This window comes from Mycolicibacterium iranicum (assembly GCF_014190915.1).
Lineage (GTDB): Bacteria > Actinomycetota > Actinomycetes > Mycobacteriales > Mycobacteriaceae > Mycobacterium > Mycobacterium iranicum_B.
Genome location: NZ_JACHVU010000002.1, coordinates 502,784 through 529,462 on the forward strand (window position 1 = coordinate 502,784; position 26,679 = coordinate 529,462).

Below are 26,679 nucleotides of genomic sequence, written 5' to 3' on the forward strand. Positions count from 1 at the left end.
CGGCTCCTCAGCTCGATCCAGGAACAGCAGGAGCGAGCATGTCCTTCCACTCCTCGCCCGTCGGCGCCGGGGAGCTCACCGTGAACCGGGTGCCGTCGCCGGCCACCACCTCGCCGCGCGACACGTCATAGATCGCCGACGGGATGTCGGCGGGCGTGTAGGTGCACTGCACCGGTTGCTGGCCGCTGCACTGCGTCGTGCCGCCGCGCGGTGCCGTGACCGGGTCGCTCCTGGGGGGAGGCGAGGGTGACAACGCGTCCGCCGGTGCGGGATTGAGACCGTTGTTGACGCTGGGCGCCGGAACGACCATTCCGGGGACCACCGGCTGATCGCAGCGTGCCCCCGGCGCGGGGCACGCGACGATCTGGTTCGGATCGCCGTACCAGGGGTTGGTGCCGGTCGGTATGTAGGGCTGTTCGCTGCGGCACTCCTGGGGATTGGCGGCCCGCTTGCCGGGCACGTCGGCGCAGGGATAATTGCGCGCCCCTCGAACGACATTGGCCTGGAAGTCCTTCGGAACCTTGCAGTAGGCCCGCACCGGCGGGTCGATGGTGGTGGTCTCGGCCGGGGACCGCCACTGCGAGGCCGGGAGGAAACCGGTGAGGCACGGCGGCGGTTCGTTGATGGCCAGGCGGAAGTCCAGCGCGGCGGCGTCGGGAAACGGCGCGACGACGGTCTGGGCGATCGACGCGCCCTGCGGCAGGAACACCAGGCCCTGCTCGACACCTGCGTTGTAGCGCTTGAGCATGTCGAACACGACCGCGGTGTTGGCCAGCACCTGCGGAAGCGCTTCGCGCACACCGCCGAATACCGTGCCGAGCTGTTCTGCAGTCGGTGCGGCGGTGTCCAGGATCTCGCGCACCGCCGCGTCCTGCTGCGCGCTCTGACGCGCGAGATCGCGGACGTTGCGCGCCCACCGGTTGATCGCGGCACCGGTCGACACCTGACTCTCCAGCAGCGGGCCGGAGTCGTCGATGAGGGCGTCGAGCGCGTCGGCGTTGGCCGCGAGATCGCCGCCGAGTGCCTGAGCAGAGTCGACCAGCCGCTGCAGCGACGGGCCCAGACCTCCGACCGCGGTGGAGGTTTCCCTCAGCAGCGCGGCCAGCTTGTCCTGGGGTAGGGCGTCGACGGCGCGGTTCGCGGAGTCGATGAGAGGGCCGATGGGCTGTGGCACGGTGCTGTCGGTGATCGTCTCACCCTCGGTGAGATATCGGTCGGTGGCGCCGTCGGCGACGAGGTCCAGGAACTGCTCGCCGACTGCGGAGACCGAATGCACGTTGGCGACCGCATCGACAGGCACCCGGAATCGATCGTCGATCGAGAGCGTCGCGCGCACCGCTCCACCGATCGGCTCCACCGAGGTCACCTTTCCGATCGTCGTGCCGCGGTAGGTGACATTGGCAGTCGGGTAGAGACCGCCGGATGAGGGCAGCTCGACGTCGAGCGTGTAGTGGCCGATGCCCGCGAGTGCGGGCAGGCGCAGGTAGTAGACCGTGAGAACACTGATCGATATGACGGTCAGTATCGCGAAGATGATGAGTTGCACGCGGCGGCCCCGGGTCAACATGTCTAACGCCCCCGCTCCGGAGGCAGGTCCGCCGGGTTCGGTGTGTAGCGGACGTCCGGGATCATCGTGGCCGGGTCGCGGCCCCAAGCCTGCTCCAGAGCGCGCAGTGCGCCCGAGAATCCGGTGCCGCTCAACAGCGCGTTGTCGATGGCGCTGAGGGTGAAGTCGAGGGTCGCCGAGATGTTCACATAGTCCCCGCGGACGACCTTGGGCACGTCGTCGATGTTGAACGGCGCAGTGAGAAGCACTTTCAGGGCGCCGAGCACATAGGGCGCCGCGTACCCCAGCTGTGTCAGCGGCCGTTGCAGCAGCCGCAGATTGTTCTCCAAGTCCGCGCGGGACGCCTCCAGGGCATCACCGGTGACCCTGGACAGCCGCCCGAGCGCGGTCGTGGCGTCTGCGAACAGCTCGCGCTTGTCGTCGAAATGCTCGATGAGTGGCGGCAGTTCGGTGAGGGCCGCGTCGACGACGTCGCTGCCGGCGGCGAGAACCTTGAGCAGTCCGTTCGTGGCGTCGAGGGCCCGGGTGATCCCGTCGCGCTGGCCGTTGAGCTCGGTGACGAAGGTGTCGAGCTGGTTGAGGAACTCCCTGATCTGGTCGGCGCGGCCGGTGAACAATCGGTCGAGTTCGGTCGAGATGGTTTCGAGGTTCGAGATCCCGCCTCCCCGCAGGACCATGGCGATGCTGGCCAACGTGCGTTCGGTGGTCGGGTACGCCGCGGTGCGCGACAGCGGGATCGTGTCGCCACTGACGAGCGGCTGCGGGGATGCGTCCGGCGGCGCCTCCAGTTCGACGTGCTGGCTGCCCAGGACGCTGGTCTGCCCGACCTTGGCCGTCGCGTTGCGCGGCAGCCGCACGCCGTTGTCGAGGTCGAGAGTGACCAGCGCCTTCCACTGACGCAGCTCGATCTTCGAGACCCGGCCGACGAACACGTCGGCCACGCGAACGCGGCTGTTGACGTTCAGCGCCAGGGTGTTCCGTAGCTCGACGAAGATCGTCCAGTGGTCCTTCCCGGTCCCGGGCCCGCCGGGCATCGGCACGTTGGCCAGCCCCCGCCAGGAGCTGCACGCGCTGACCAGCAGCAGGCAGCACAGCAGGCTGCCGATCCGCACGGCCGTCCTGGTCCCACGGCGGCTCATGGCTGTCCTCCCACTTCGGCGGCAAGGGGTGGGGCCGTGGGCTGCAGCGGGGCCGGGGTCGGCGGCGGCTGCGGATACCACGGTGGTGGAAGCGGATTCGACTGGTCGTAGGCGTTCGGAGGTGCGCCGCCGCGGACCCCGGCGGGTGGCGGGGCCGGGTCCGGGCCGCCGAGCAGCGCGCCGAGTGACTCCGGGGTCAGCATCCGGGCGGTGAGGGGTTGCACCTGCAGGCCCTGCATGCCAGGGGCGACTATCCAGCCGGGCTCGTGGTTGCCGTGGGAGAACAGGGTGTCCCGTGCCCACAGGCCGGGAACGGTGGTGTCCTTGTAGCCGGGCGGGGGGCGGAGCCGCTCTTCCGAGTAGGCCACATATTTCGGCAGCGTGCTGGCAGTGGTCAGCGGCTGGATCCCGAACGGGGGGTAGTTGAATTTGATGGCATCGAGGATCGGCGCGAGGTACTGCGCGCACAACTCCGCCGATTCCTGGTAGCCCAACCGGCTGCCGGCCTGGATCGAACTGCACAGCAGCTGTATCGGATTCGCGAAGTTGTTGAGCACGGGCACGGCGGTCAGGGCCCCGTTGACCGGTGAATAGATGTTGACGAAGTTCCCGCCGAAGGTCGGCAGCACGTGCAGGGTGTTCTCCAGACCCTGCAGCGCCTCGGGTTGCAGGAGCGCATCGGTGACCTCCCGCAGGTTGTTGACGTCGGTCACCGCCACGTCCGCGTTGTCCTCCAGGAAGTCGCGGGTGGTGTTGAGCAGCGTGCGGAAGGACTCCACGCCACGGGCGAGCTCGGCGTCGGAATTGTTCAGAGCCCCCGTCAGGGTCGCCAGGTCGGTGTTGAACGCGCTGAACTGCTGATCGCTGGTGCGCAACGTGCTGACGAACAGCGCGAGGTTGCGCAGCACCGCGAACAGGTCCCCCCGGCCCTTGTTCAGTGCCTCCAGGGCGTTCGAGAGGCTGGTGAACGTCGTGTTGAGCTGCTCGCCCTTACCGGCCAGGCCGTCGGCGAAGGCCGACACCGCGTCACCGACGGGCCCCTGCGGTTGGTCCGGTGTAGGGCCGAGCCCGTCGAGTGCTGTGGCCAGCTGCGCGCGCAGGTCGTCCCACTCGGCGGGGATCCGGGTGCGGTCGACCGGGATGACGGCGCCGTTCTGGAGGGCCGGCCCGCCGGCTGCGGGGGGCGACAATTGGATGGCCCGTGAGGCGACGAGGCTCGGGTTCAGGATCGACGCGGTGGCGTCAGCGGCGACCTCGACCGATTTGTCGAAGTGCAGAACGACTTTGGACTGTCCGCCGTCGGGCTCGACCGAGTCGATGGTGCCGACCCGCACACCCATCACCAGGACGCGGTCGCCCGGGTAGAGCGCAATGGTGCTGGGGAAGTAGGCGGTGACCGTCGTGGTGGTCGACTCGCGGTAGACGCGGTATCCGACGACGGCCGCGCCCAGGATCGCCACCGCGATCAGGACGGCGACGACGGCGAGAACGACCATCGCCTTCGGGGTCCGGAACCGCTGTAGGTCCATGGTTGTGGTCACCTCACTGTCCAGTCGGGGCAGGCGGCGTCGCCGCCGTGCGGGCGCCGGGCGGAGCGTCGGGCAGGGGGACCGGGGTGCCGGGAACCGGCGGCGGCGGTTGGCCGGGCAACGCGGCGGCCGGAACCCCTGGTGCGGGAGCCGAGTCGGGCTGCGGTGTGGACGCATCGACCCTGGGAGGGCCGTAGTTCGGCCCGTAGGGGTTGTCGCCGAACGGCCCGGTCGTCTCGCGGCTGCAGGGCAGCGGATCGCCGGGTGTGGGCAGGGCGCCGACGGCCGGCGTGTACGAGCACGGTGAGCCCTTCTCCACCGCGGGCCCGGCGGATTCGGGCGTCCCCTCCCGCGGTGCCGGGGCTGGTGGTGGCGCGCCGTTGGGGAAGCGCTGACCGTTGGGGTCGGGGAACTGGAAGGCCGGCAGGCCCGCGTCGCCCCAGAACTTCTGCGGGTCGATACCGCGGTTCTTGAACGCGGCGTCGATGAACGGTTGCAGGAACTGCCCCGGAAGCAGGTTGGCCACCATCACCTTGAAGTAGGGCCCGGATGCCACCGCCTCCGAGATCGCGCCCACGAAGCGGTCGACCGTCGCCAAGGTCCGGGTCAGCTCCGTCTTGTTGTCGGCCAGCGTCTGCGTCAGTGTTCGCAGCTGGACCAGTACCGCGTTCAGGTTCGGGTTGTCGGCAATGACGCCCGCCACCTGCGTGGAGACCGCAGCGACGTTGCCCAGCAGCGCATCGATCTCAGCTTCGCGGGCGTTGAATTTCGCCAGCAGGGCCTGTGCGTTGACGATCAACTGGTTGATGTCATCGCTGCGATCGCCTAGGATCGCGGCCACCTGGTCGGCGTTGTCCAGCAGGTCGTTGAGCTGATCGTCGCGGGTACCGATGGTGTCGGAGAACTCGGCGACGCCGTCGAGGGCGGCCGACAGCTGGGGGGAACTCGCGGTCACGGTGTCCGACAGCACATTCAGTGATTCCCTCAGGCTCTCGATGTCCCAGCCCCCGGTCGAGCGGGCCAGATCGTCGAAGGCGTCGTAGATCTGATAGGGCGTGGTGCTCTGCCCCAGCGGTAGCGTGTCGTTGGCCCTCAACGCCGTCGACCCCTGGGGGTCGACCTCCAGAGTCTTCTTTCCCAGAATGGTGTCGGTGCGGATGCTCAGCCGGCTGTCGGTGCCCACGATGGTGGCGCCGAGGGTGAAGCCGACACGGACACGGTCGTCGTCGACCTTGATCGACGTCACCGACCCCACGTCCATCCCGTTGAGGCGGACCACATCTCCGGTGTTGAGACCGCCGGCCTCGCTGAACTCTCCGTAATACTTCGGCAAGGCGAAGAGCATCGGCACCGTGGTGAGGCTCTGTCCGACGCCTATCGCCAATACGGTGAGCACGACACCCATGAGGCCGTTGCGCACCCGACTACCGGTGGTGAGCGTTCTCATTTCGGCGTACACCTGCCCGAAGGTTGTCCGATGAGCTTGACGGTGCGGACCGGGCCACCGGGTTGCAGACCGTTCAGTTTCAGGCTCGCGTCACACAGATAGAAGTTGAAGAAGTCGCCGTAGATCCCGCCCGACCGAGCCAGGATCGCCAACGCGTCCGGGAGTTGATCGAGGAGACCGGCCAACTGGTCGCGCTGGCTCACCAGGGGCTGCTGCACCGTCTGCAGTTTCGTCACGGTGCTTTGCAGAATCGGCCGGTTGTCCGAGAGCAGGTCGGCCAGAGTGCCTGCGGTCTCGCTGATGTCGGCCACCCCGGCGGCGATCGCGTCGCCGCGTTCGTTGAGCCCGACGACGAGGTTGCGGAGATCGACCACCATGCCGTCGAGTTCCTGCTGGTGGACCGCGGTGGTGCGCAGCACGACGTTCAGATTCGTGATCACCTCTCCGATGACCTGGTCACGCTGCGCCAACGTCTGCGTCAGCTGAGCTGCCTGGTCGAGGATGTCGTTGACGGTGCCGCCCTGACCCTGGAAAACGGTGATCAGCGACTGCGCAATCGTGTTGACCTGGTCGGGCTCCAGGGAGTTGAACAGCGGTTCGAAGCCGCCGATGAGCGCGTCGAGGTCCAGCGCGGGCTGCGTTCGTTCCAGGGGTATGACGCCGCCGGGAGGCAGCGGACGCGTCGTTGCGTCGACCGTCCCCTGTTCGAGCTCGAGGAAGCGGTTTCCGATCAGGTCCGCGTAGCGGATGCGGGCGCGGGTGCTCTCGTCGAGGGGCAGCGACTCGTCGACACTGAACCCTACGACGATGGTGTGGCCGTCGACGTCCAGGCGGATGTCGTCGACCTTGCCGACCTCGACACCGGCGGCGCGCACGAACTGACCGGGCCGGATCCCGCTGGCGTTGCTGAACTTCGCTTCGTAGGCCTGCGTGCGGTCGAAACGGAGCTGACCGAACACGACGATGATCAGCGCGGTGAAAGTCAGCAGTACCACTGAGGTCACACCGAGTTTCACGGCGGTTCGACTGAATGTCACGGGTTCACTGTGTATTCGCCGACCTGGCGGCCCCAGACGTACTCGTTGAGTAGGGGTTGGCCCAGTTCGAAGTGGTTGTAGGGCGCTACGGACGCGCCCGTGTCCATCACCAGTGCCGGGGCGGGCCACAGATCGCGCGTGATCGGCTGCCAGCAGCCCGGGGCGCCGCCGGGACCACCTGTGGCATTGGTCCTGGGCAGATTGTCGGGATAGATGTACGGGGCGGCACCGCCGAGCAGTTCGGTGGCAGTGACGGCAGCGTAGCCGTTCTTGCCCAGCGCTGCAGACACTTTGGGGGCGACATCGTGATAGTTGCGGATCGTGCACAGCAGTGCCGGTGAGTACTCGTCGAGAAGTTGCGCGGTCGGCGTCAGGTCGGCCTGACCCCTCGTCAGGAACGGGGTCGACTGCTCGACGGTGTCCGCACCGGTCTGCGCGAAACCCAGAGCCGCGAGGAGGGCCGCGTCCAGGCTGTCGCGTTCGCTGTGAAGGGTCCGGGCCGTGGTGACCGCGTCACGGAGTCCCTCCAGGAGTGGCTGCGCGGCGCCCTGGTAGATGTCGGCCAGGTCGGCGAGGCGGTCGATGTCCCTTCGGATGGCCGGCATCCGCGGGTTGACGCGCTGCAGAACGGTTTTCGCATCGACCAGGGATCGTCCGAAGTCATCGCCCAGTCCGGTCAGCGCGGTCGCGGTCGCTCGGAGGGTCATGTTCAGCTCGATGGGGTCCACTTTCTCGGCGATGTCGGTGACCGCTTCGAACAACGTGTTGAACTCCGTGGTGACGGACCCCTGGGCGACGTAGAGCACCTCGCCCGGGGTGACGGGCCTTCCGGGGTCGGGCGGCGACCGGAAGGACACGTACTTGTTGCCGAACACCGTCGACGCGGTGACCGTGGTTTCGACATTTACGGGCAGCAAACTCAAGTATTGCGGCTTGACGTCGACCAGGATCTGCGCCGACGGGACGTCGCCGTCCTGGACCGAGTTGACGGCGACGACCCGTCCGATCGGCACGCCGTCGAGTGTCACCTTCGACCCCGGATCCAGCACCAGGCCCGCACGGGGCGAGAGCACCGTGAGTCGCACGGTGGGGGCCAGCTCACCCCGGAACTGCATGTAAACCAATGCCACCAGGGACAATGCCAGAATCAGCAGGACCGCACCCATCAATTTGTAGGGCCGCCGCCGTCGCGTTCCGGCAGGGGCAGTCACCGGCGTGCCATTCGGTCAGCACGCAGGTGACGTCGGTCCGTCTGCCCGTCGAAATTCATGGTCACCCCAGGGTCGGGTTCTCGGTGCGCCGCCGACGGTAACATACTCTGACGTATAGATTCCGGTTTCTGGCAATCGGGACATATGACGGCGATGCGCCCCGGATCAACCCGCCGATGGATACAATTGATGGCGCCTGTGCCATACTTTTGAGTATGGAAATCGCTTCCGATGCACATCAGCGGCTGGCGGACCCGTCAGCGCTCAGCCCATTCTGGGACGGCGACATCGAGACCCGTCTGGCGGATTTCGCGGCACAGCGGAAGCGCAGCGGGGGAGTCGAATTCATCCCCCAGAGCCGGGGCCCGGGGTTCTGGTCGGTCACGTCCTACGCCGCGGTGCGTACTGTGACCCGCGATCCGGCGACGTACACGAGCACCCGGGGGTTCTCCCTCGACGACATGCCGCCCGAACTCCTAGAGATGCTGGGATCCATCATCGGGATGGACGACCCGCGTCACGGCCAGTATCGGCGCCTGGTTCAGGTCGCCTTCTCACCCCGCGCCATCCGCCAAATGACCGCATACGTGCGCGAACTCGCCGACGCGATCGTGGCGGACATCAGGGAGCGGCGCGAGTTCGACTTCGTGGAGACGGTGGGGGCCAGCCTTCCCTTTCAGGTGATCGCCGATCTTCTCGGCATCCCGCAGGTGGACCGGCCTCGACTTCGGGAGTTGATCGATCTGATCCTCGGGGTCGATGACACCGAGGTCAGTGACGTCGAGACCAGCCTCAAGGCCGTAGCGGAGTTCTTCGAGTACACGATCGACCTGGGCCGGGAACGCCGCAAGAACCCGGGTGACGACATCACCTCACAACTGATGCACGCGGAGGTGGACGGAAAACGCCTGACCGCGGCTGAATTCGGGTCGTTCGTGATTCTTCTCGCCGCAGCGGGCAATGACACCACCCGGACGGGGCTGACTTGGGCGATGCACCTCCTCAGTGAGCATCCCGACCAAAAACGGTCATTGGAAGCACATTTCGACGAACTGAGCACCAATGCCATCGAGGAGGTGCTGCGCTGGTCGTCTCCGGTGCTGCACATGCGCCGTACCGCCTCGGTCGACACCACCCTCGGCGGGCACGCCGTCGCAGCGGGCGAGAAGGTTGTGGTCTGGTACCTCGCCGCAAACCACGATCCGAGTGTGTTCGCCGAACCGGGCCGGTTCGACATCCATCGCGCCAACGCCCGCGATCACGTCGCGTTCGGCGCGGGCGGGCCGCACTTCTGCCTCGGTGCAGGCCTGGCACGGATGGAGATGCGGGTGGTGCTCGGCACGCTCTTGGCGGCATTCCCGGGCCTGCACGCCACCGCCGCGCCCGACCCGCTGCGGTCGGTGTTCGTCCACGGCATCAAAGCCCTGCCGTGCGCGATCGATTGAGCTCAGAGTTGGCCGTGGCGCGGTGGATGGGCGCCGGTCAGAGTGTGGCGACCGATGTGCTGCAGCTTCCACCTGGTGGGGTCGTGCAGCGTGTGGGTGCGCGCGTCCCGCCAGTACCGCGACAGATTCGCCGAGTGTGACGCGCTGCGGGTTCCGCCGAGTTCGAACAGCACGTTCGAGGCCTCGAGCGATGCCCGCACCGCGGCGACCTTGGCCACCGCGACCGCCACCGACGCCTGCGCCGCGGACTCTTCGTCGAGGTCTGCCGTCGCCGCGTCGACCCGTCGCGCCGCGTCGACCAGCAACGCCTGGGCGGCCCGCACCGACACGGTGAGTTCGCCCGCGACCGCCAGCAGTGTGGGGTCGTCGGCGGCGACCGTCACCCCCGCCTCGAAGTGCGGCCGCGCCCGCTCGGCCTGGCGGACGCCTTCGCGCAGCGCACCGGTGGCGATGCCGACGTCGATCGCGGTGTGCCACAGCTGTGCCCGGGCGCCGTACGTCGTCGGACGGGTGAAGATCGGCGAGAACGGCACCACGTGCGCGGCGGGAACGTCGACGGCGTCGAGCGTCACCGTCCCCGACGCGGTGGTCCGCTGTCCCATCCCGTCCCAGTCGTCGACGATGTCGAGTCCGCGGGTGTCGCGGGGCACGAACGCCAGCGCCTTGGGGGTGGACGCCGTCGGCGCGTCGTCGGATCCGCCGGTCAGCGATGCCCGCACGACCACCCAGTCGGCGAACAGTGCGCCCGTCGAGTAGTACTTGCGGCCCTGGAGCAGGTAGCCCCCCGGGTGCGGCGTCAACGAGGTGCTGTCGACGTCGACGGCGTGGGGTCCACGCTCGGACTGGGCGTTGGCGAACAACAACCCGTCCCACACCAGTCCGGAGAAAAAGGTCTGCTGTTCGCGTGTGCCCTGCAGCCGGACCGCTTCCAGGAACACGAAGTGCGAGTGCGGTATCTGGGCCAGCGACGGATCGGCGTCGGCGATCACCCGGAAGACCTCGGCGAGCACCTCGGCCGGTACGTCCAGCCCCCCGAACCGCCGGGGAACCGTCAGTGACAGCAGCCCGGACTCCTTGAGCGCCTTCACCTGATCGTGGGGGAGCGTGCGATCCGCGTCGCGTGCGCCGGCCTGCGCACCGAACTCTGCGGCGAGCTTTGCGGCGACGCGTAGCGCCTCGTCGGCCGACGTCAGCGTCATCGCGCCGCACCGAGGAACGGAATGGACGCCGACGCTGTGCTTTTCGTCTCGCCGGCGAACAAGCCGCGCTCGCGCAGCAGCGGTACGACGCCCTCGCCGACCCAGAACAACTCCTCCAGGTGGGGATATCCGGAGAAGATGAACTCCTCGATGCCGACCTCGGCGTACTCGGCGATCCGATCGGCGACCTCGGTGTGGCTGCCCACCAGCGCGGTGCCGGCCCCGCCGCGGACCAGGCCGACGCCCGCCCACAGGTTGGGGGCGATCTCCAGTGCGCGGGCGTCGTGCCAGCTGCCGTTTGCGCGGTGGGATTCGTGCAACGCCAGCATGCGCTTCTGACCCTCGGATTCGCTGCGGCCCAGACCGTTCTGCGCAGTGCGCACGGTGTCCTCGTCGAGGGCCCCCACCAGCTTGCCGGCCTGAGACCAGGCTTCGTCGGCGGTGTCGCGGGTGATCACGTGCAGCCGGATGCCGAACCGCACCTGCCTGCCCTCCTTGGCCGCCTCGCCACGAATCCACTCGACCTTCTGGGCCACCGCTGCTGGGGGCTCACCCCAGGTCAGGTACACGTCGGCGTGCCGCGCCGCGACCGGCCCGGCGGCCGCGGAACTGCCGCCGAAATACAACGGCGGCACAGGATCGGGCAGGGTCGGCAGTGACGCCTGCTCGACCTGGATGTGGTCGCCGTCCAGCGTGACGGTCTGGCCGTCCCACAGTCGGCGCACCACCTCGAGGAACTCGTCGGCGCGGGCGTAGCGGCTGTCTTTGTCGAGGTGATCTCCGAATGCGCGCTGCTCGTGGGCTTCCCCGCCCACCACCACGTTGAGCAGGAGCCGCCCCGGCGCGTGGCGGGCGAACGTCGCGGCCATCTGCGCGGACAGCGTCGGGCTGACCAGACCTGGACGGAACGCGACCAGGAATCCCAGAGAGGTTGTCTCCCTTGCCAACAACGCTGCGGTGATGAATGCGTCCTCGCACCATGCGCCCGTCGGGATCAGAGCCCCGGTGAAGTCGAACGTCTCGGCGGCCCGCACGATCGACGCCAGGTAGTCGAGCGAAGCGTCGCGGTCGCTGCGGGCCGCGCCGGCCGGGGTGCCGTGCCCGCCGCCGACGATCGACCGGCTGTCGCCGTAGGTCGGAAGGAACCAGTGCAGTTTGAGCGCAGGAGTCACCACGGGAGCGTGCCTGGTGATCTGCGGTACGTCATGGGTTTGCCTCAGCGCGAGCTTTACCCCCGGGGCTGCCGGGGTGGACTACACCATTTCCTTCTGTGTCAGCCAGCGCATGATCGGCCAGCCGATGAACACCGGCAGCCAGCAGGTGAGGATGCGGTACAGGAGCACGGCGGGCACCGCGACGGCTGCGGGCACTCCGAATGCCGCCAGCCCGCCGATGAGCGCCGCCTCCACCGCCCCGACGCCGCCGGGGGTGGGCGCCGCCGAGGCGAGCGTGCCGCCGACCATCGTGACGATCGTGACGGTGATGAAGCTGACGTCCCCGCCGAACGCGGCGATGCTGGCGTACAGCGCCAGTGCGGCGCCGAGAGTCGTTGTCGCACAACCGAGAATGATCAGGGCAAGGCGCTTGGGTTCGCGGGCGAGCAGCACGAGGTCGTCGAGCACCTCCTTCAACCGCGGGCGCACCGCGGTGGCCAGCCAGTGCCGCAGCTTGGGGACGAACAGCGACACCCCGACCGCGCCGAACACGACACCGGCGATGAGGTACAGAACCGTGGCGCTCGGCACGAACCGCGACAGGTCGGCCGAGGCGCCGGCGACCGCGCTGAAAAAGATCAGCAGCGTGACGTGGGTCATCACCTGGACCGACTGCTGCAGCGCGACCGCCGTGGTGGCCCGCAGCGCACCCAGCCCGCCTTTCTGCAGGAACCGCGTGCTCAGCGCCAGCCCGCCCACGCCCGCGGGCGTCGTCGTCGCGGCGAAGGTGTTGGCCACCTGCATGATCGTCAACGTCCGGAACCTGACCATGCCGTCCGCGCACGCCCACAACGCCGCCGCGGCGCCGACGTATTTCAGCGCCGACACCAGCAGCCCGGCCAGCGCCCACCACCAATTCGCCGTGCGGAGCTCCGAGAAGAACACCGGCGCCGAGCTGATGAACGGGTAGGCCACGTAGACCAGCGCGACCAGCAGCACCATCTGGATCAGCTGGTTGCGGCTGAATCGCGTGATGGTCTCGGGCTTGATCTGGTCGGCACCCGTCTGGACCTTGACCTCGTCGCGCACCGTGGACAGCGCACTTCCCGCGTCGCGCACCTTGTCCCGCACCCGCTTGGGCACAGCCGCCTTCGTCAGGCGGCGCGACGCGGCCAGCACCGCGTCGTTGCCGAACACCGTGATCGCGGCCGCGACCGCCTTTGGAGCGCCGTACAGATCCGCTGTGGTGACCAGCAATTGGGCGATGTCGGTGGACAGGCGGCTGTCGGAGGCGCCGTACTCGGCCTGGGTGAAACCGCCGAACAGCGGCGTGCCGTCGACCACGGTGATCTGTTGGCAGTGCAGGTCGCCGTGAGAGATCTGCTGGCTGTGCAACACACCGAGCGAATCCCACACCCGTGCCACCGGGGTCTCGTCGGCACACCTGTCGAGCGTGGTTCCCTGGGCCGGCTTGTGGGCGTAGACGGTCCAGCCGCGGTCCAGCGTGGCGACCGCGATCGGCGACGTGTTGGCCATACCGAGGTTGCCGACGGCCAGCGCCATCAGCGCGCGGTGCTCGACCGCGCGACGCAGCGAGGTCTGCAGCGGCGCCGTCTCAGCGTCGCGCAGGCGCAGCTTTCCCCAGAACTGGCGCAGGAACCCGCCGCCGCGCTGGTGCGGTCCGTACAGCTCGACGACGGCGACGTCCGGGGCCGCACCCCCGGTGCCCTCGACGGTCGCGTGCAACACCATCGGCCCCTGCCCGGCGGGACGGACCACCGTGAGCGCCGTGGCCGGGAAGCCGCGCCGCGTCATCGCGCGGATCGCGCCGTCCAGCGGCACCTCCAGCGCAGGTGTCCCGCTGACGAGCACGACCAGCGCGCCGACGAACCAGCCCACCGCGAGGCCGAGCAGGGAGCGTGCCGGTACGACCGCGCTGACGACCAGGTGGATCGGCACGAACGCCAGCAGCAGCGCCCACCACCAGTGCCGCCACCGGGCGGGCAGCCACGGCCCGGACACCGTCAGCACCGCAGCCAGCATCGCGATCCAGCGTGGATCGTCGAGGAACTGCGACAGCACGGTGTCGAGCCGCACGGTGAGGTCGAAATGCCACTGGGGCGCGGCGATGCCGTTGCCGGTGATCGAGAGCGCCAGGATCGCGATGACCCCGGCCGCGGCGTAGGCGCCCAGCAGCTTCCACTGCCGCGCCGCGATGAGCCCGATGAGGATGAAGAAGGGCAGCGCCAGGATCGCGATGCCGTAGATGAGATAGACGGTGTTGGACTGCGCGGGGCTCAGCACGCCGACGATGCCCGAGATGGAACGCTCGAGTGCTTCCCACTCGTAGCGGGTGATCAGCGAGCTGGTGACGATGACGACGAGGAAGACACCGGCCAGCGACAGCCGCACGATGTCGTTGGTGCGGCGGGTCAGCGGCTGGAGCAGGCTGCCCGATACGGCGACGTCCCGCCCGTCAACTCGCATGTCGCAACGATCTCTCCGATTGGGTCGTGAAGCGTTGTCGGCTCACCGACAAAATAGCGACTGTTCGATGACGATCGGTACACGACGACGAAGGGGCGCCCTTTCCGGACGCCCCTTCTCTGTGCTGTGAACTAGCGGACGGTCACGTAGACGACCTGACCGGTGGAGGCCGGTCTGCCCGCATCGGCGTCCCAGGCCATCTCCTGGACGGCCGCGCCGGGACGGACGGAGACCACCGAGGCCTCCGGCAGCGGAGCCTCCGAGAGCCTGTCGACGATCACGGTGTTGCCGAGCTGCTCCAGCGCGCTGATGGTCTCGCTGGCGTTACCGGGGCCAGCGGGCGCGGCGGACGCGACGCCGGCCAGCCCGAAGGCCGCGGCGCTGAGTCCGACGGCGAGGCCGGTGGCGACGGTGAGGTACTTCATGGGTGTTTCCTGCTCTTCCCTGATCGGGTCGGAGCCGTGGAGCGAATCGCGCGGTCCTGACATTGCACTGTGTTCAACCGTCAGGTGCGGGATTTCATTTCAGCGCGCTCACCGGGAGCTCAGCCGCCGCGCCAGGCCCGACGCGCGGATGGCGCGGCGTCCGGCCGCGGCGCGGACCGACGACTCGGTGCCGACGACGCGGACGCGCCTCTTGGCGCGGGTGACCGCGGTGTAGAAGAGCTCGCGGGTCAGGAGCCGGGAATCCGGAGGGGGCAGCAGCACGGTGACCTCGTCGGCCTGGCTGCCCTGGCTCTTGTGGATCGTCATCGCGAACATCGTGTCGACGTCACCGAGCCGGCCCGGCGCGAACTGCAGGGAGGCGCCCGGGGAGCCGATGTGGGCCCGCAGCCCGTCGGGGGCCGCGACCATCACACCGGTGTCGCCGTTGTACACACCGAGCCCGTAGTCGTTGGCGGTCACCAGCAGCGGCCGGCCCGGATACCACTGCGACCAGGTCGGCTGCCCGGTCGCGTCGGCCAGCCAGCGTTCGACGCGCCGGTTCCAGTGCGTCACCCCGAACGGCCCGTTGCGGTGCGCGCACAACAGCCGGTGGCTGTCCAGGATGCCCAGCGCGGTCCCGGCATCGCCGAGCAGCGCGGCCTCGCGCAGGTCGACCGCGCGGGCCACCAGCGTGGGACGCAGCTGCTCGGCGGGATCGTCGGTCTCCAGCCACTCGACCGCGGTGCCACCGCCGCGCAGCAGCGCCACGGTCGCGTCGGCGTCACCGGCGCGGATCGCCTGAGCCAACGCGCCGATCGTCTCACCGAACCGGTGCGGGGTCTTCAGCTCCACCACCCCGGCCTCACCCAGCCCGTCGACCAGATCGGCGAGCACCGCACCGGCATCCACCGACGCCAGCTGGTCGGGATCGCCGACGAACAGCAGGCGGGCGTCGGGGCGCACCGCTTCGAGCAGGCGCGCCATCATCGTCAGCGACACCATCGACGTCTCGTCGACGACGATCACGTCGTGGGGCAACCTGTTGCCCCGGTGGTGGCGGAACCGCGACGACGTGTCCGCGCGGCTGCCGAGGAGCCGGTGCAGCGTCGTCGCGCGCAGCCCGGCCAGACGCTCCCGGTCGACGGCGGTCAACTTGCTCACCTCGGCGGCCACCGCGTCCTGCAGGCGCGCAGCCGCTTTGCCGGTGGGTGCGGCCAGCGCCATCCGGGGCGGCGGTGCGCCCGCGGTGGCCGCCTGGTCGGCGATCGCGGCCAGCAGCCGCGCAACCGTCGTGGTCTTCCCCGTGCCGGGCCCGCCGGTGAGCACCGTGAGCGATTGCGTGAGCGCGGCGTGCGCCGCGGTGCGCTGTTCCTCCCAACCGGCGGGGAAGAGACGGTCCAGGCCCGTCACCGTGGTGCGCCGCGGCGAGGACAGCAGAGCCAGGACGTCGTCGCACACCTGTTGTTCCTCGCGCCAGTACCGGTCGAGGTAGAGCAGGTCGCCCGCCGCATCCGAGTAGATCCGCAGCACCTGCTTCCCGGCCAGCGGGCTGTCCCGCACCGCCTGCAGCCACTCCTCCGGCGCCGGCCACGGCAGCTCCGGCATCCCGGCCTGCGCGGCGACCGAGCGCAGGTCCACGCACACCGACCCGCTGCGAAGGGCCCGCACCGCCAGCGCGACCGCGAGCGCCACCCGCTCGTCGGTGTCCTCGCCCAGGGTCGTCAACCGTTGCGCGACATGCACATCGGCCGGTTCGAACAGCTCGGAGAACGCCTCGATCGTCACAGTGCCGCCGCCCCGGCGTCCAGCAGATCCGACAGAGCCTCGATCAGCGCGGCGGGCGGCCGCCAACTGAAGACGCCGGCGGGATGCCCGTCGAAGACGGGGGTCGCGGCCCCGCACATGCCGCGCACGAACAGGTAGAGCACCCCGCCGATGTGGCGGTCCGGGGAGTAACCGGGGACCCGCCACCGCAGGAAACGGTGCAGCACAACGCAGTACAGGAGAGCCTGCAGCGGATAGTCCGAATGCAGCATGGCCTCGGCGAGCCGCGCCGGGGAATAGTCCGCCGCGGTCAGCTCGGCGCCCGGGTCGCCCAGCCAGTTGGTCTTGTAGTCGACGACGAGGTAGCGCTCGCCGGTACGCAGGACCGCGTCCAGTGACCCGTTCAGGTATCCCTTGAGCGACTGGGTCGACAGGGCGCTACCCGACAACCGGGCGGCGTAGGGTGCCAGCGGATCGTCGGCGGACAGATGCGCGGCCAACAGCCGTCCGACATCGGCGAGCGTGATCTGGGGGGCCTGCCCGCGCCGGTCCCCACCGGCCAGCGGGAACTCGAATTCCAACTCCCGCAGTCGGTCTCGCAGACCGATGTCACGCAGCGTCACTCCCGGCGCCAGCGGCCCCAGCGGGGTGTCGTGCATCGGGACCATGGCCGCGGCGAGGTCGGCGGCGGGCACGTCGACGGGCCACCACAGGGAATGCTCACCGATGTTGGCCTCCAGCTCTGCGGCCAGGTCGGCGGCCAGCGGGTCAGCGGTTTCCAGCACCGCGTGCACCAGGGTGCCGAACTTCGCACCCATCGGCAGCGCCGCCATCGGTGAGGGGACGTCGGCGGCCGCGGGCATGGGCTCGTCGGCCTCGGGCAGCGGGACCTCCCCGGCCTCGTCGTCGAGCTCGACGACCTCCGGCTCGCTGGTCACGCCCGGCTCCTGTTCGGCGGACCTGATCAGTCCCGAGTAGGAGGTGCGGCGCCACGAGGTGTCGATGCGGCGATGGAAGTGGCGAACGTCGATTTCGGCCGCAGGCCCGGGCAGCGGGACCTCCCCGGTGGTCGCGATGATCGAGTCCTCCAGGGACGGCCCGCCCTGCTCGGACCATGCGCGCAGTAGAGCTTTGGCATCGGCGTCGTCGATCCGCGGCGGTTCGCAGCGGTCCGGGACCACCGGGTCGCCGGGCGCGCGGCCGCGAAGCAGCCGCGACAGGCCGCCGTTGGGCTCATCGTTGGACGGCGCCCACCACGCCACCACCTGCGACTGGGCCCTTGTCATTGCGACGTAGGTGAGGCGCACGTCGTCGCCGGCCGCCTCCCGCCTGCCCTGCTGCTGCACGGCGGCGAAATCTGGGCTCTGCTCGCCCCCGATGTGCAGGCAGCGGATGTCGCCGGCGGGGGAGGACTCGTGGAACATCACGACGTCGCGTGTCTGGATGTTGCGGTTGAACGCGAACGGCAGATAGACCACCGGGAACTGAAGACCTTTGCTCACCCACACCGTCATGATCTGCACAGCGGCCGCGTCGCTGTCGAGACGACGGTTGCGTTCCACGTTCCCGGTGCGTTCCTCGCGCTGGGTGCGCAGCCAATCCCGCAGAGCGGGCAGGCCGTAGTGCTCCCGGTGGGCGATGTCGTGCAAAACCTGGGTCAGGTGCGCCAGGTCGGTCATGTGGCGCTCGCCGTCGAGCCAGGACAGCACCCGCGCTCCCATGCCGCTGAGCTGGGCCGCCTCGAACACGGCAGCGACACCACGCTCGCGTGCGAAGTCGGCCCACTGGCGCAGCGTCTCGGCCACCCGATCGGTGAGCGAATCGCCCTGCGCAGAGAGCTCTCTGGTGGTGTTGCCGAAGAACATCGTGGTCGCCGCGGCGCGGACGAGACCGGAACGGTGGGGCTGGTCGAACGCCTCCAGCAGACACAGCCAGTCGTCGGCGGCAGGGGAGGTGAACACGTCGGAGTCGCCGGTGTAGACGGCCGGGATGCCTGCGTCGGTGAGCGCGTCGAAGCAGGCGTGCCCGTCGCGGTGGCTCTCCACGATCACGGCGATGTCACCGGGCTGCACGGGCGTGTCGCAGAACGTCGCGCCGCTGGACAGCAGGCCGGCGATGTCGGCTGCCATGTCCTTCGGAATATGTTGGCGCAGTGTGTCTATCGGGATGACCCGGTCGGGCCGGGTGCCGAACTGGTCGCGGGTGACCACCCGGAGCCGGAACGGCTCGTTGTGGGGCGCACCCTGGAGCCGGTGTTCGCGGTGGTGGGCCTCGACCCTGTGGGCCACGATCCGCGGGTCCCCGAGCTGGGCGTCGCGCATGACGGCCTGCAGCGCGTCCACCAGCGGCCCGTCGCTGCGGTAGTTGGTGCCCAGCGTTCTGCGCTGCCCCGCCGACGACGCGGCATGCAGGTAGGTCACGATGTCCCCACCGCGGAACGCGTAGATCGCCTGCTTCGGGTCGCCGATCAGGATCACCGTCGCATGGCCGGTGAAGGCGCGGTCGATCACCTGCCACTGCACCGGATCCGTGTCCTGGAACTCGTCGACCATCACGATCGACCACCGCCGCTGCATCCGGGCCCGCGCGGGCGAATCCGGTGACTCGAGCGCGTCGGCGAGCCGCGAGAGCAGATCGTCGTAGTGCAGGATGCCGAGCTTGCGCTTGCGCGTCTCGAGTTCGGCGCAGACGGCTCTCGCGAACTGCACGCGAACCGCGGGATCGAAGCCCGGCGGCGGGTCCGTGGGCCGCAGCTCGGTGTGCGCGTTGCCGACCACTTCGCGTGCCAGGCGCAGCGCCGCGTCGTAGGACAGCAGCGGCTCGTCGCGCTCCTGCCCGAAGTGGGCGAGGTACAGGTCGTCGACGATCTCGGCCACCAGATCGTCGAGGTTCTCCACCAGCTCGACGCCGGAGTCGGTGTCACCGGCGACGCCCAGGGACCGCAGCACCAGCTGGCAGAACTGGTGGGTGGTGGCGATGGTGGCGGCGTCGAAGCCCGCAAGCGCGTCGCGCAGCCGACGCCTGCGGTCGGCGATCTGCTCCTCGGTGCCGGCACGCAGATGGGCGACGAGTTCGTTGGCGGCCGGTCCGGCCGGGTCGTCGAGCATCCGCAGTGCCTGCAGGATCTGGGACCGCACCCGCTCCCGCAGCTCCTGGCTGGCCGCACGCCCGAACGTGATCAGCAGCATCTGGTCCAGGGTGGCGACGCCCTCGGCCACGTAGCGGGTGACCAGACCGGCCAGCGTGAACGTCTTGCCGGTGCCCGCGCTCGCTTCCAGAACGGTCGTCGTCTGCTCGGCGGGCAGCGGGCCGAGCAGGTCGAAGGACGCTGTTTCCGTCACAGCCCGGTCCTCTCGGCCTGCAGCATCGGCAGCCACAGGCGGGCGGAATAGGCTCCGAGACGCGTCTTCTCGTCGTCGCACTCCTCGCCGGCACGCACCGGCGTCATCAACGCCTCCACCGGGGAGCGCCTGCCCCAGACGAGTTCGTGCGCGGGCTGCTCGTTCTCACCGGGGAACTTGCCGGTGTTCCACTTGTACCGCGCGTCGCGCTCCGGCCAGCCCCGGCTGTGACGCGCTTCGGCCCAGGCGTAGGACGTCTTGAGCGGCAACGGGATCGGCTCCCGGCGTCCCGCGTCGTACATCGCCACGAGATCGCGCAGGACCCCGGCCGCGGATTCCGGCGGCCCGAGCACCCTGGTCCTGGTCTCCTCGCCTCTGCCCCCGCCGCCCCTGCGGCCCCTGCCGATGCACACCGCCAGCCATTCGGTGTCCGGATAGCGTGCGGTCAACGCCGCCAACCGGATCCATGACGTCAGCAGGTGCCGACCGTCGAGCTTGCTGTACGTGACGTCCACCGTGCGGTCACCGTATAGGCGGGGGACGGTGCCGGTGAGACGGCGTGCGGGGCCGAGGGCGACGTCGATGTCCACCGCCTTCGGCTCCCGGGTGCGGTGCTGCTGCGCGGCGGCCGCGAGCGCTGCCGAGCGCGTCGCGATCTCCTGGGCCCTGCGCCAGCCGAGCCGCCCCGGTGGCAGCGACCCACGGCGCCACTCCGCCTGCTGGGCCTCCGCGGGCGCCATCCCGCGCAGCATGTCGTCGAGCATCCGGTCGCCGATCTTCCACTCCTGCAACGCATCGATGTCGACGGGCATCGCGTCCTCGACCGCATCGACGTCCCACGGCAGCGTGTAGTCCAGCGAGCGGAAGAAGCCCTTCACCGGATCTTTGAAGAAGCTGATCAGGTCGTCGAGTGCGACGTCGCCGGGCGCCGGAGCCGGCAGTGGTTCGCCGAGCAGCTCGGGGCGCTGGGCGCGATGCCCGGCGGCCACCCGCGCCGCCGTCAGCGCGGAGGGATCGAACGTGAATGGTTGCGCGGCAGGCATTCCGAGCTTGCCGGGCGTCACGTTGTCGATGTCGAAGGGCTGCAGCGGGTGGCAGACGTGCACGCGGTCGCGCACCGGGGCGTCCGTGGTGGCGTCGAGGGTGTCGAGCAGCTCCACCACCGGCACCGCCGGAGGCTTGCGTTGTCCGCTGTACTGGTCGGCGCCGGTGTAGGTGATCACCAGTTTCTCGGTGGCCGCGCCGATCGCGTCGAGCAGCAACTGCCGGTCCTCGGAACGGAGGTCACGCTCCCCGGTCATGGGGTCGCGAGCCAGCGCGTCGTCGCCGTCGATCACCCCGAGGCGGGGGAAGACACCGTCGTCGAGGCCGACCAGGCAGACCACGCGGTGCGGCACCGACCGCATCGGCACCATCGTGCACACCGTCAACGTGCCGGTCCGGAAGTTGGCGCGGGTGGGCCTGCCCGCCAGCCGGCGATCCAGCAGCGCCCGCACGTCGGACAGGCGCAGTTCGATGCCGTCGTGCGGACCGGCGTCGGCGAGGATGCCGTTGAGCTCGCGCTCCAGTTGACTGCTCTGCCACTGGTCCTCTCCGGAGACGGCGGTGAGCGTGGCGATGCCGGAGGCCAGTCTGGCCAGCCACTCGCTCAGAGGCGCCGTCCCGGTGAGTGATTCGGCCGCAGCGTGCAGCAGACCGACGTACTCGGCGAGCCTGCCCGCGAGCTCCACCCGGTTGCTGCTGACATCGTCGAGCGGGAGTGTGGTGTCCAGCCAGGCGTGTGAGTCCTCCGACATCGCGACCCCGGCCAGCACGCGGTCGATGCCGAAACGCCAGGTGTTCTGCACGAAGTCGACACCGTAGGGGTGGCGGTGGTCGCGGTCGAAGCCCCACCGGATGTTCGCTTCGCGGACCCAGTCGCCGATCGCGTCGAGGTCGTCGTCGGAGAAGCCGAACCGGTACCGCACCGGGCCCGCCTCGGCCAGGTTCAGCACCTCGCTGGCGGTGGCTCGCCCGCCGGCCAGACCGAGGAGCTGGTTGGCGACACCGAGCAGCGGATTGGTCTGGGTCAGGGCGCGATCGGCGAGCTTGACCCGCAACTGGTGGGCCGGATGAGCGCCCGTGACGACGTCGCCGAGGCCGAATCCGGCCACGATGAGCGGCGCATAGGTCTCGATGTCGGGACACATCACCAGGATGTCGCGGGGCTCCAGCGTCGGATCGTCGGCGAGCACACCGAGGAGGACCTCGCGCAGCACGTCGATCTGGCGGGCCGGGCCGTGACAGCTGTGCACCTGGACCGAGCGGTCGGCTTCACTGTGCGAACGCCCTTGCGGCCGAACGGCATTCGCGCTGAGGTCGGACTGCAACCAGCCCAGGAGGCTCTCGGGGCGCTCCGCCGAACCGAGGGATTCGTCGACGGCCGCCGCCGGGGGCAGTGCGCGTTGCAGCTCACGCAGATCGCGGCCCAGTGTGGCGAGCAGCGGATGCCCGACGTCGCGGTGCGAGGTGTCGGCGCGGCGGGGCACGGTGCCGTGCACGCCGGTCAGCGACGACCACAGGTCGTCGCTGGGGTGCGGGAGCCACAGATGCAGCTCGTGGTGCGTGCTCAGTGCGGCGAGAAGCTCGATCTCGGTGACCGACAGGCGGGTGTGGCCGAACAGCGACAGCCGGTCGGGGAGTTCGGCACGCGAATGCCGCAGGCGCGCAACGGTGTCGGCGTGGCGCACCGGGGGCGGGTCGGCGGCCACACGTGCGAGCAGCGCACGGTAGAGCTCGGGCTGCCAGTGCAGGTCCTCGTCGACCCCGCCGGTGCCCCCCTCGGCCCAGTCGACGAGCAGCTGCGGTCGCTGGCCGGCATAGGAGGCGAACAGCCCGGCGAGCCGGCGTGCGACCGCGTAGCGCCTGCCCTGGCGCAGCTCGCGCTCCTCACCGTCGGCGAAGTGGCCGAGGTGCGTGGCCAGCGTGAGGCACCACGGCTGGTCCACGCACGTGTCGATGACGTCGAGCAGCGGCCACACCATCGCATCCGGCGACCACGGATCGTCGTCGTCGGTCCCGGTGAGTTCGGCGATCAGGGACCGCGGGTGGCGGAACGTCACCCCGGCGCAGATCCCGTCGCCCCCCGGACCCGCGCCCAGCACGTGCGACAGGCGCTGGCTCAGCCAGCGCTCGGTGCCGCGCGCGGACACCAGCACGAGGTCCTCGGCGAACGGGTCGGCGGGCGGGATGGCCAGCATCGCGCCGAGGCCGTCGGCGAGCAGATCGGTCCGGTCGGCCCGATGGAGGTGGAGGGCCATCGGCGGTCAGACTACTCGGCGGTCAGACGGAGACGGCTCTGGACAGTTCGGCGACGACCCTGTCCAGCTCGTCGACCATCCAGCTGGTCAGGCCGCGTCGCCGGTACGCCGCGATCAGCTCGCCGTAGTACCAGAGATGATCGGCGGGATCGGTCACCGAGAACCGCTCCCACAGCCGCGCGCCGACCTCGCGGTGGTCGCGCAGCATCGAGCGGGCGTTGTCCAGTTTGTCGGCCACCGACACCAGCAGGGTGTCGTCCCCGACGTCGGCGAGGTGGTCGAGGTAGCGCTGCTTGCGCTCTCGCCACGGCGGTTTCGGGGTCTCGTCGGTGTCGCTGCACTCGTCGACCATGCGGGCCACCTCGGCGCCGAAGTTCGCCTCGATCTCGGCCAGGGTGGGCGGGCCGCCGGCGTCCTCCACACAGTCGTGCAGCAGGGCCGCGATCGCCTGCGCCTCGGAGCCGTCGTCGCCGATCACCAGGGCGGCCACCGACAGCAGATGCCCCGTGTAGGGGATCTCGCTGCCCTTACGGGCCTGGTTGTGGTGCTTGAGTTCGGCGTAGACCAGCGCCTTGGAGAACTGTCCGGACAACCTCGGGGCGGTCGTGCGTTCGCTCATGGTCTCCTTCGGGGAGAGGTGGTGGCTAGCCCTGTTCGACGACGTTGCCGGTGCCGGAGGTGCTGATCTCGGGGTCCCCGCCGCGGTAGGTGACCCGGTTGTCGAAGCCGGAGGTGTCGATCGAACCCGAAGACTCGATCGTGACGTTGTTCTCGACTCCGGAGACGTGGATGACGGCGCACGACCCCTGGACCTCGATGCTGTTCTGGACGCCGCTGATGTTGACCGTGCCGTCGTTGCAGACGATCGTCTGGACCTTGTCGACGCCGCCGATGCTGACCGAGCCACCCGCCTCCACGGTGATGACCTCGTCCGTCGCACCACCCGGCGGATCGATCTGCGGGATCGGCGGGATCTGCGGGACGTCGGGCACCTGGGGCCCGTCGAGCTGGCCGCCTCCTCCCGAGATCGTCGGGCTGGGGCCGGGGCTGCCGAGGCTGAAGAACAGGACCATGGCGACGACGCCGGCCCCGATGATCGCGATCACGACCAGCGGAATCAGCCAGACGGCCGTCTGCGAGCGTTTGTGGACGACCTGCTGCGGAGCGGCGTAGTAGGGCGACCCGTACTGGCCGTAGGGCTGCTGGGTGGGATAGGGCTCCGCAGGCGGCGGAGTCCCGTACTGGTAGGCCGGGGCGGGTTCGGTCGGCGGTGGTGGCGCCTCGTACGCGTGCGTGCCCAGCTCGTTGGAGTGCGCTTGATCTGCGAGGGGGCGTTCGAGGTCCCGAATGCGGGCCTCAGGATCGCCATAGGGCTCCATGCGCCGATGTTTGCACACCTGATCTTGGCGCTCAACGGTCGACACTCCACCGGATCACAGCGAATATGGCCGGAGCCTGACGGCCGGGGACGCCGAAAAGATTGATCTTCCCGAGATGGTGGTATCCCCGCGCCATGGCGGCACCGGGATTTCTGGCCATCGGCAGTGGTCCGGCGGGGGTGAGCGCCGCCGAGACGTTCCGCCGACGGCACCCTCACATCCCCGTGCGCATCCTGTCCGCCGATCCCGCACTCCCGTACGCCAAGCCCCCTCTCAGCAAGGAATTCCTCGGGGGCGGCCACACGAACCTCGATCTGCACAGCGCGGGCTGGTTCGCCCGGCACAACATCGATCTGCGGCTCGGGGTCACCGTGGAGCGTATCGACGTCGACGCCCAGGAGGTCGTGACCGTCGGTGGGGCGCGCTACCCGTACTGGCACCTCGTGCTCGCGTCGGGGTCGGCGGCGGTTCCCCTGGCCGTACCGGGCGGACAGTCCGCGCAGCCGCTGCGCTCCTTCGCCGACGCCGTCGCCCTGAAGATGGCCGCCCGCTTCGGTGACACCGCCGTGGTGATCGGCGGCGGGCTGATCGGCTGCGAGACCGCAAGCTGTCTGGCCGGGCTGGGCCTGGCCACCACCCTCGTGATCCCGGAAGCCGCACCGCTGCTGCGCAGGTTCGGCGTCGACGTCGGCAAGCGGGTCGCCGAGATGCTCGCCGACGCGGGGACCCGGGTGCTGACCTCGACGACCGTCGACGCGATCGACGACAACGGCGTCACCCTCATGACGGGGGAGCGCGTCGACGCCGACGTGATCGTCGCGGCGACCGGCGTGCGGCCCGACATCCGGCTGGCCACCCGCGCGGGGCTCGCCACGGACCGGGGCCGTGTCGTGGTCGACGAGCGCATGCGCACCTCGGTCCGCAACATCTACGCGGCCGGGGACATCGCCATCGCCCACAATGTCGCCGCGGGCCGGCGCGTGGTGTCCGAGCACTGGCGCGACGCCGCCCAGCAGGGGCTCGTGGCGGGCCTCACCGCGGCGGGCGCGGCGGCCGCCTGGGACAAGATCCCGGGATACAGCGGTGTGATCGGCGCGTTCACGCTCAAATACCGGGGATGGGGGTCCGACTACGACTCCTCGGACCTGATCGAACGTGCCGACGGGTTCTCGGCGACCTACCGGCTCGGCGACAAGGTCGTCGGAACACTCACCGTCACAGCCAATCCCGCTTCTTGAACGTCAGGTAGAGCACCACGACGAGCACCAGGATGACGGCGGTGCTGGTGACGAAACCGCCGACCGTCTCGATGCCCGGGTAGTTCACGTTCTGGCCGTAGAAACCGGTGACCGCGGTCGGCACCGCGATGATCGCGGCCCATCCGGTGAGCTTCTTCATCACCATGTTCAGCCGCGCGTCCTGTAGCGAGAGGTTGGTCTCGAACACCGTCGTGACCATGTCGCGCAGCGATTCCGTCCATTCCGAGGCGCGCAGCACGTGGTCGTACAGGTCGGCGTAGAGGGGGTCGAGCTCGGCGGCGGTCTTGGCGTCCATCCGGCGGTGCTGGATGGCCGTGACCACCTCGCGCATCGGCAGCACCACGCGCCGCAGGGCCACAAGGTCCTTACGAAATTGAAAGGTTCTGCGCTGCACGTTGTTTCGTGGAACGCTGTCGGCGAAGAGCTCGTCTTCGAGATCCTCGATGCCGTCGTCGAGGGCCTGCACCGCGGCGAAGTGGCCGTCCACCACGACGTCGAGCAGGCCGTGGACGAGCGAGCCGACCCCGTACTCCTGCCCGCCGAGCTCGTCGAAACGCCGGGACACCTCGTCGATGTCGAACTCCTTCGACAGCCGCACGGTGATCAGACCCCGCGGCAGGACGAAGCCGGAGATGCGGTGAGCCGCCAGCTGGGAATCGGACACGTCGGCAGGGGGTGGCTCCTGCACCGACACCCCGTAGACGGTGAAGAACGTGTGCGTCTTGTAGACAACGGCCTTCGTGCGCTCGGAGTCGCCGAGCGCGTCCTCCACGGCCCACGTGTTCAGCGACAGCTCCTGGGCGAGCTCGTTGAGAATGGCGTGGTCGGGATCGTAGATGTCGCACCACACCAAGGTGTCCTCGGAGTCGAGGTAGTCCGAGATCGACGAGAACTCGAACTCGTCGGTGGGTTTGCCTTCGCGCCAGATCCGGCCGCGGACGTGGGTCACGCGTCCATCCTCGCACTGAGACGGCGCCGCGAGTGAGAGGCCACGGCT

Annotated in this window: 18 protein-coding genes; 2 read left to right on the top strand and 16 right to left on the bottom strand. The window is 69.4% G+C overall.

All coding sequences use genetic code 11. The annotated features are described in order from the left end of the window. Window positions 1–7: 7 nt before the first annotated feature. Genes FHR72_RS06120 through FHR72_RS06145 form a run of 6 tightly spaced genes read right to left on the bottom strand, consistent with a single transcriptional unit; the run spans window position 8 to window position 7,885 of the window. Window positions 8–1,567, bottom strand: coding sequence for an MCE family protein (locus FHR72_RS06120; RefSeq protein ID WP_183467037.1), 1,560 nt, complete (start codon window positions 1,565–1,567; stop codon window positions 8–10). Window positions 1,568–1,569: 2 nt separating this feature from the next. Then, complete coding sequence (locus tag FHR72_RS06125; RefSeq protein ID WP_183467038.1) at window positions 1,570–2,706, bottom strand: MCE family protein; 1,137 nt, start codon at window positions 2,704–2,706, stop codon at window positions 1,570–1,572. Next, window positions 2,703–4,247 carry an MCE family protein gene (locus FHR72_RS06130; protein WP_396888401.1) on the bottom strand — a complete coding sequence of 515 codons (1,545 nt, stop codon included), beginning with the start codon at window positions 4,245–4,247 and terminating at the stop codon, window positions 2,703–2,705. The genes FHR72_RS06125 and FHR72_RS06130 overlap by 4 nt, the downstream gene beginning before the upstream one ends. 1 nt (window position 4,248) lies before the next feature. Next, a complete protein-coding gene (locus FHR72_RS06135) occupies window positions 4,249–5,682 on the bottom strand; it encodes an MCE family protein (RefSeq protein ID WP_183467040.1) in 1,434 nt (477 codons plus the stop codon). After that, the gene (locus FHR72_RS06140) at window positions 5,679–6,719 is read right to left on the bottom strand and encodes an MCE family protein (RefSeq protein ID WP_183467041.1); all 1,041 of its coding nucleotides are present in this window, start codon (window positions 6,717–6,719) and stop codon (window positions 5,679–5,681) included. The genes FHR72_RS06135 and FHR72_RS06140 overlap by 4 nt, the downstream gene beginning before the upstream one ends. Beyond that, window positions 6,716–7,885 (bottom strand): MCE family protein, encoded by a 1,170-nt coding sequence (locus FHR72_RS06145; RefSeq protein ID WP_183467042.1) that lies wholly within the window; start codon window positions 7,883–7,885, stop codon window positions 6,716–6,718. The genes FHR72_RS06140 and FHR72_RS06145 overlap by 4 nt, the downstream gene beginning before the upstream one ends. A 260-nt stretch (window positions 7,886–8,145) precedes the next feature. Here FHR72_RS06145 and FHR72_RS06150 point away from each other — a divergent pair, with 260 nt between their 5' ends. Further along, window positions 8,146–9,375, top strand: a complete 1,230-nt coding sequence (locus FHR72_RS06150) for a cytochrome P450 (RefSeq protein WP_183467043.1) — start codon at window positions 8,146–8,148, stop codon at window positions 9,373–9,375. 2 nt (window positions 9,376–9,377) lie between these two features. Here FHR72_RS06150 and FHR72_RS06155 read toward each other — a convergent pair whose 3' ends face one another. The 9 genes from FHR72_RS06155 to FHR72_RS06195 form a co-directional block, all read right to left on the bottom strand. After that, window positions 9,378–10,574 (bottom strand): SfnB family sulfur acquisition oxidoreductase, encoded by a 1,197-nt coding sequence (locus tag FHR72_RS06155; protein ID WP_183467044.1) that lies wholly within the window; start codon window positions 10,572–10,574, stop codon window positions 9,378–9,380. Next, entirely contained in the window at window positions 10,571–11,746 is a 1,176-nt protein-coding gene (locus tag FHR72_RS06160; protein ID WP_183467250.1) for an LLM class flavin-dependent oxidoreductase, read from the bottom strand. Before FHR72_RS06160 ends, FHR72_RS06155 begins: the two co-directional genes overlap by 4 nt. Window positions 11,747–11,827: 81 nt before the next feature. Then, window positions 11,828–14,215 (bottom strand): lysylphosphatidylglycerol synthase transmembrane domain-containing protein, encoded by a 2,388-nt coding sequence (locus FHR72_RS06165; protein WP_183467045.1) that lies wholly within the window; start codon window positions 14,213–14,215, stop codon window positions 11,828–11,830. Between the two features lie 131 nt (window positions 14,216–14,346). Then, complete coding sequence (locus FHR72_RS06170; RefSeq protein WP_183467046.1) at window positions 14,347–14,640, bottom strand: hypothetical protein; 294 nt, start codon at window positions 14,638–14,640, stop codon at window positions 14,347–14,349. A gap of 108 nt (window positions 14,641–14,748) precedes the next feature. After that, window positions 14,749–16,425 carry an exodeoxyribonuclease V subunit alpha gene (gene recD, locus FHR72_RS06175; RefSeq protein WP_183467047.1) on the bottom strand — a complete coding sequence of 559 codons (1,677 nt, stop codon included), beginning with the start codon at window positions 16,423–16,425 and terminating at the stop codon, window positions 14,749–14,751. Further along, complete coding sequence (gene recB / locus FHR72_RS06180) at window positions 16,422–19,745, bottom strand: exodeoxyribonuclease V subunit beta (RefSeq protein ID WP_183467048.1); 3,324 nt, start codon at window positions 19,743–19,745, stop codon at window positions 16,422–16,424. Before recB ends, recD begins: the two co-directional genes overlap by 4 nt. Continuing rightward, window positions 19,742–23,044: an exodeoxyribonuclease V subunit gamma gene (recC, locus tag FHR72_RS06185; protein WP_183467049.1), complete on the bottom strand. Its 3,303-nt coding sequence runs from the start codon at window positions 23,042–23,044 to the stop codon at window positions 19,742–19,744. The genes recB and recC overlap by 4 nt, the downstream gene beginning before the upstream one ends. Before the next feature lie 22 nt (window positions 23,045–23,066). Continuing rightward, complete coding sequence (locus FHR72_RS06190) at window positions 23,067–23,663, bottom strand: HD domain-containing protein (RefSeq protein WP_183467050.1); 597 nt, start codon at window positions 23,661–23,663, stop codon at window positions 23,067–23,069. Window positions 23,664–23,688: 25 nt separating this feature from the next. Beyond that, the gene (locus FHR72_RS06195; RefSeq protein ID WP_183467051.1) at window positions 23,689–24,423 is read right to left on the bottom strand and encodes a DUF3060 domain-containing protein; all 735 of its coding nucleotides are present in this window, start codon (window positions 24,421–24,423) and stop codon (window positions 23,689–23,691) included. A gap of 134 nt (window positions 24,424–24,557) precedes the next feature. Between FHR72_RS06195 and FHR72_RS06200 the strand changes: the two genes are divergently transcribed. Then, window positions 24,558–25,661, top strand: a complete 1,104-nt coding sequence (locus FHR72_RS06200; RefSeq protein WP_183467052.1) for an NAD(P)/FAD-dependent oxidoreductase — start codon at window positions 24,558–24,560, stop codon at window positions 25,659–25,661. Here the strand turns inward: FHR72_RS06200 and FHR72_RS06205 are convergent. Next, a complete protein-coding gene (locus tag FHR72_RS06205; protein WP_183467053.1) occupies window positions 25,639–26,631 on the bottom strand; it encodes a magnesium transporter CorA family protein in 993 nt (330 codons plus the stop codon). The genes FHR72_RS06200 and FHR72_RS06205 overlap by 23 nt on opposite strands. Window positions 26,632–26,679 lie beyond the last annotated feature (48 nt).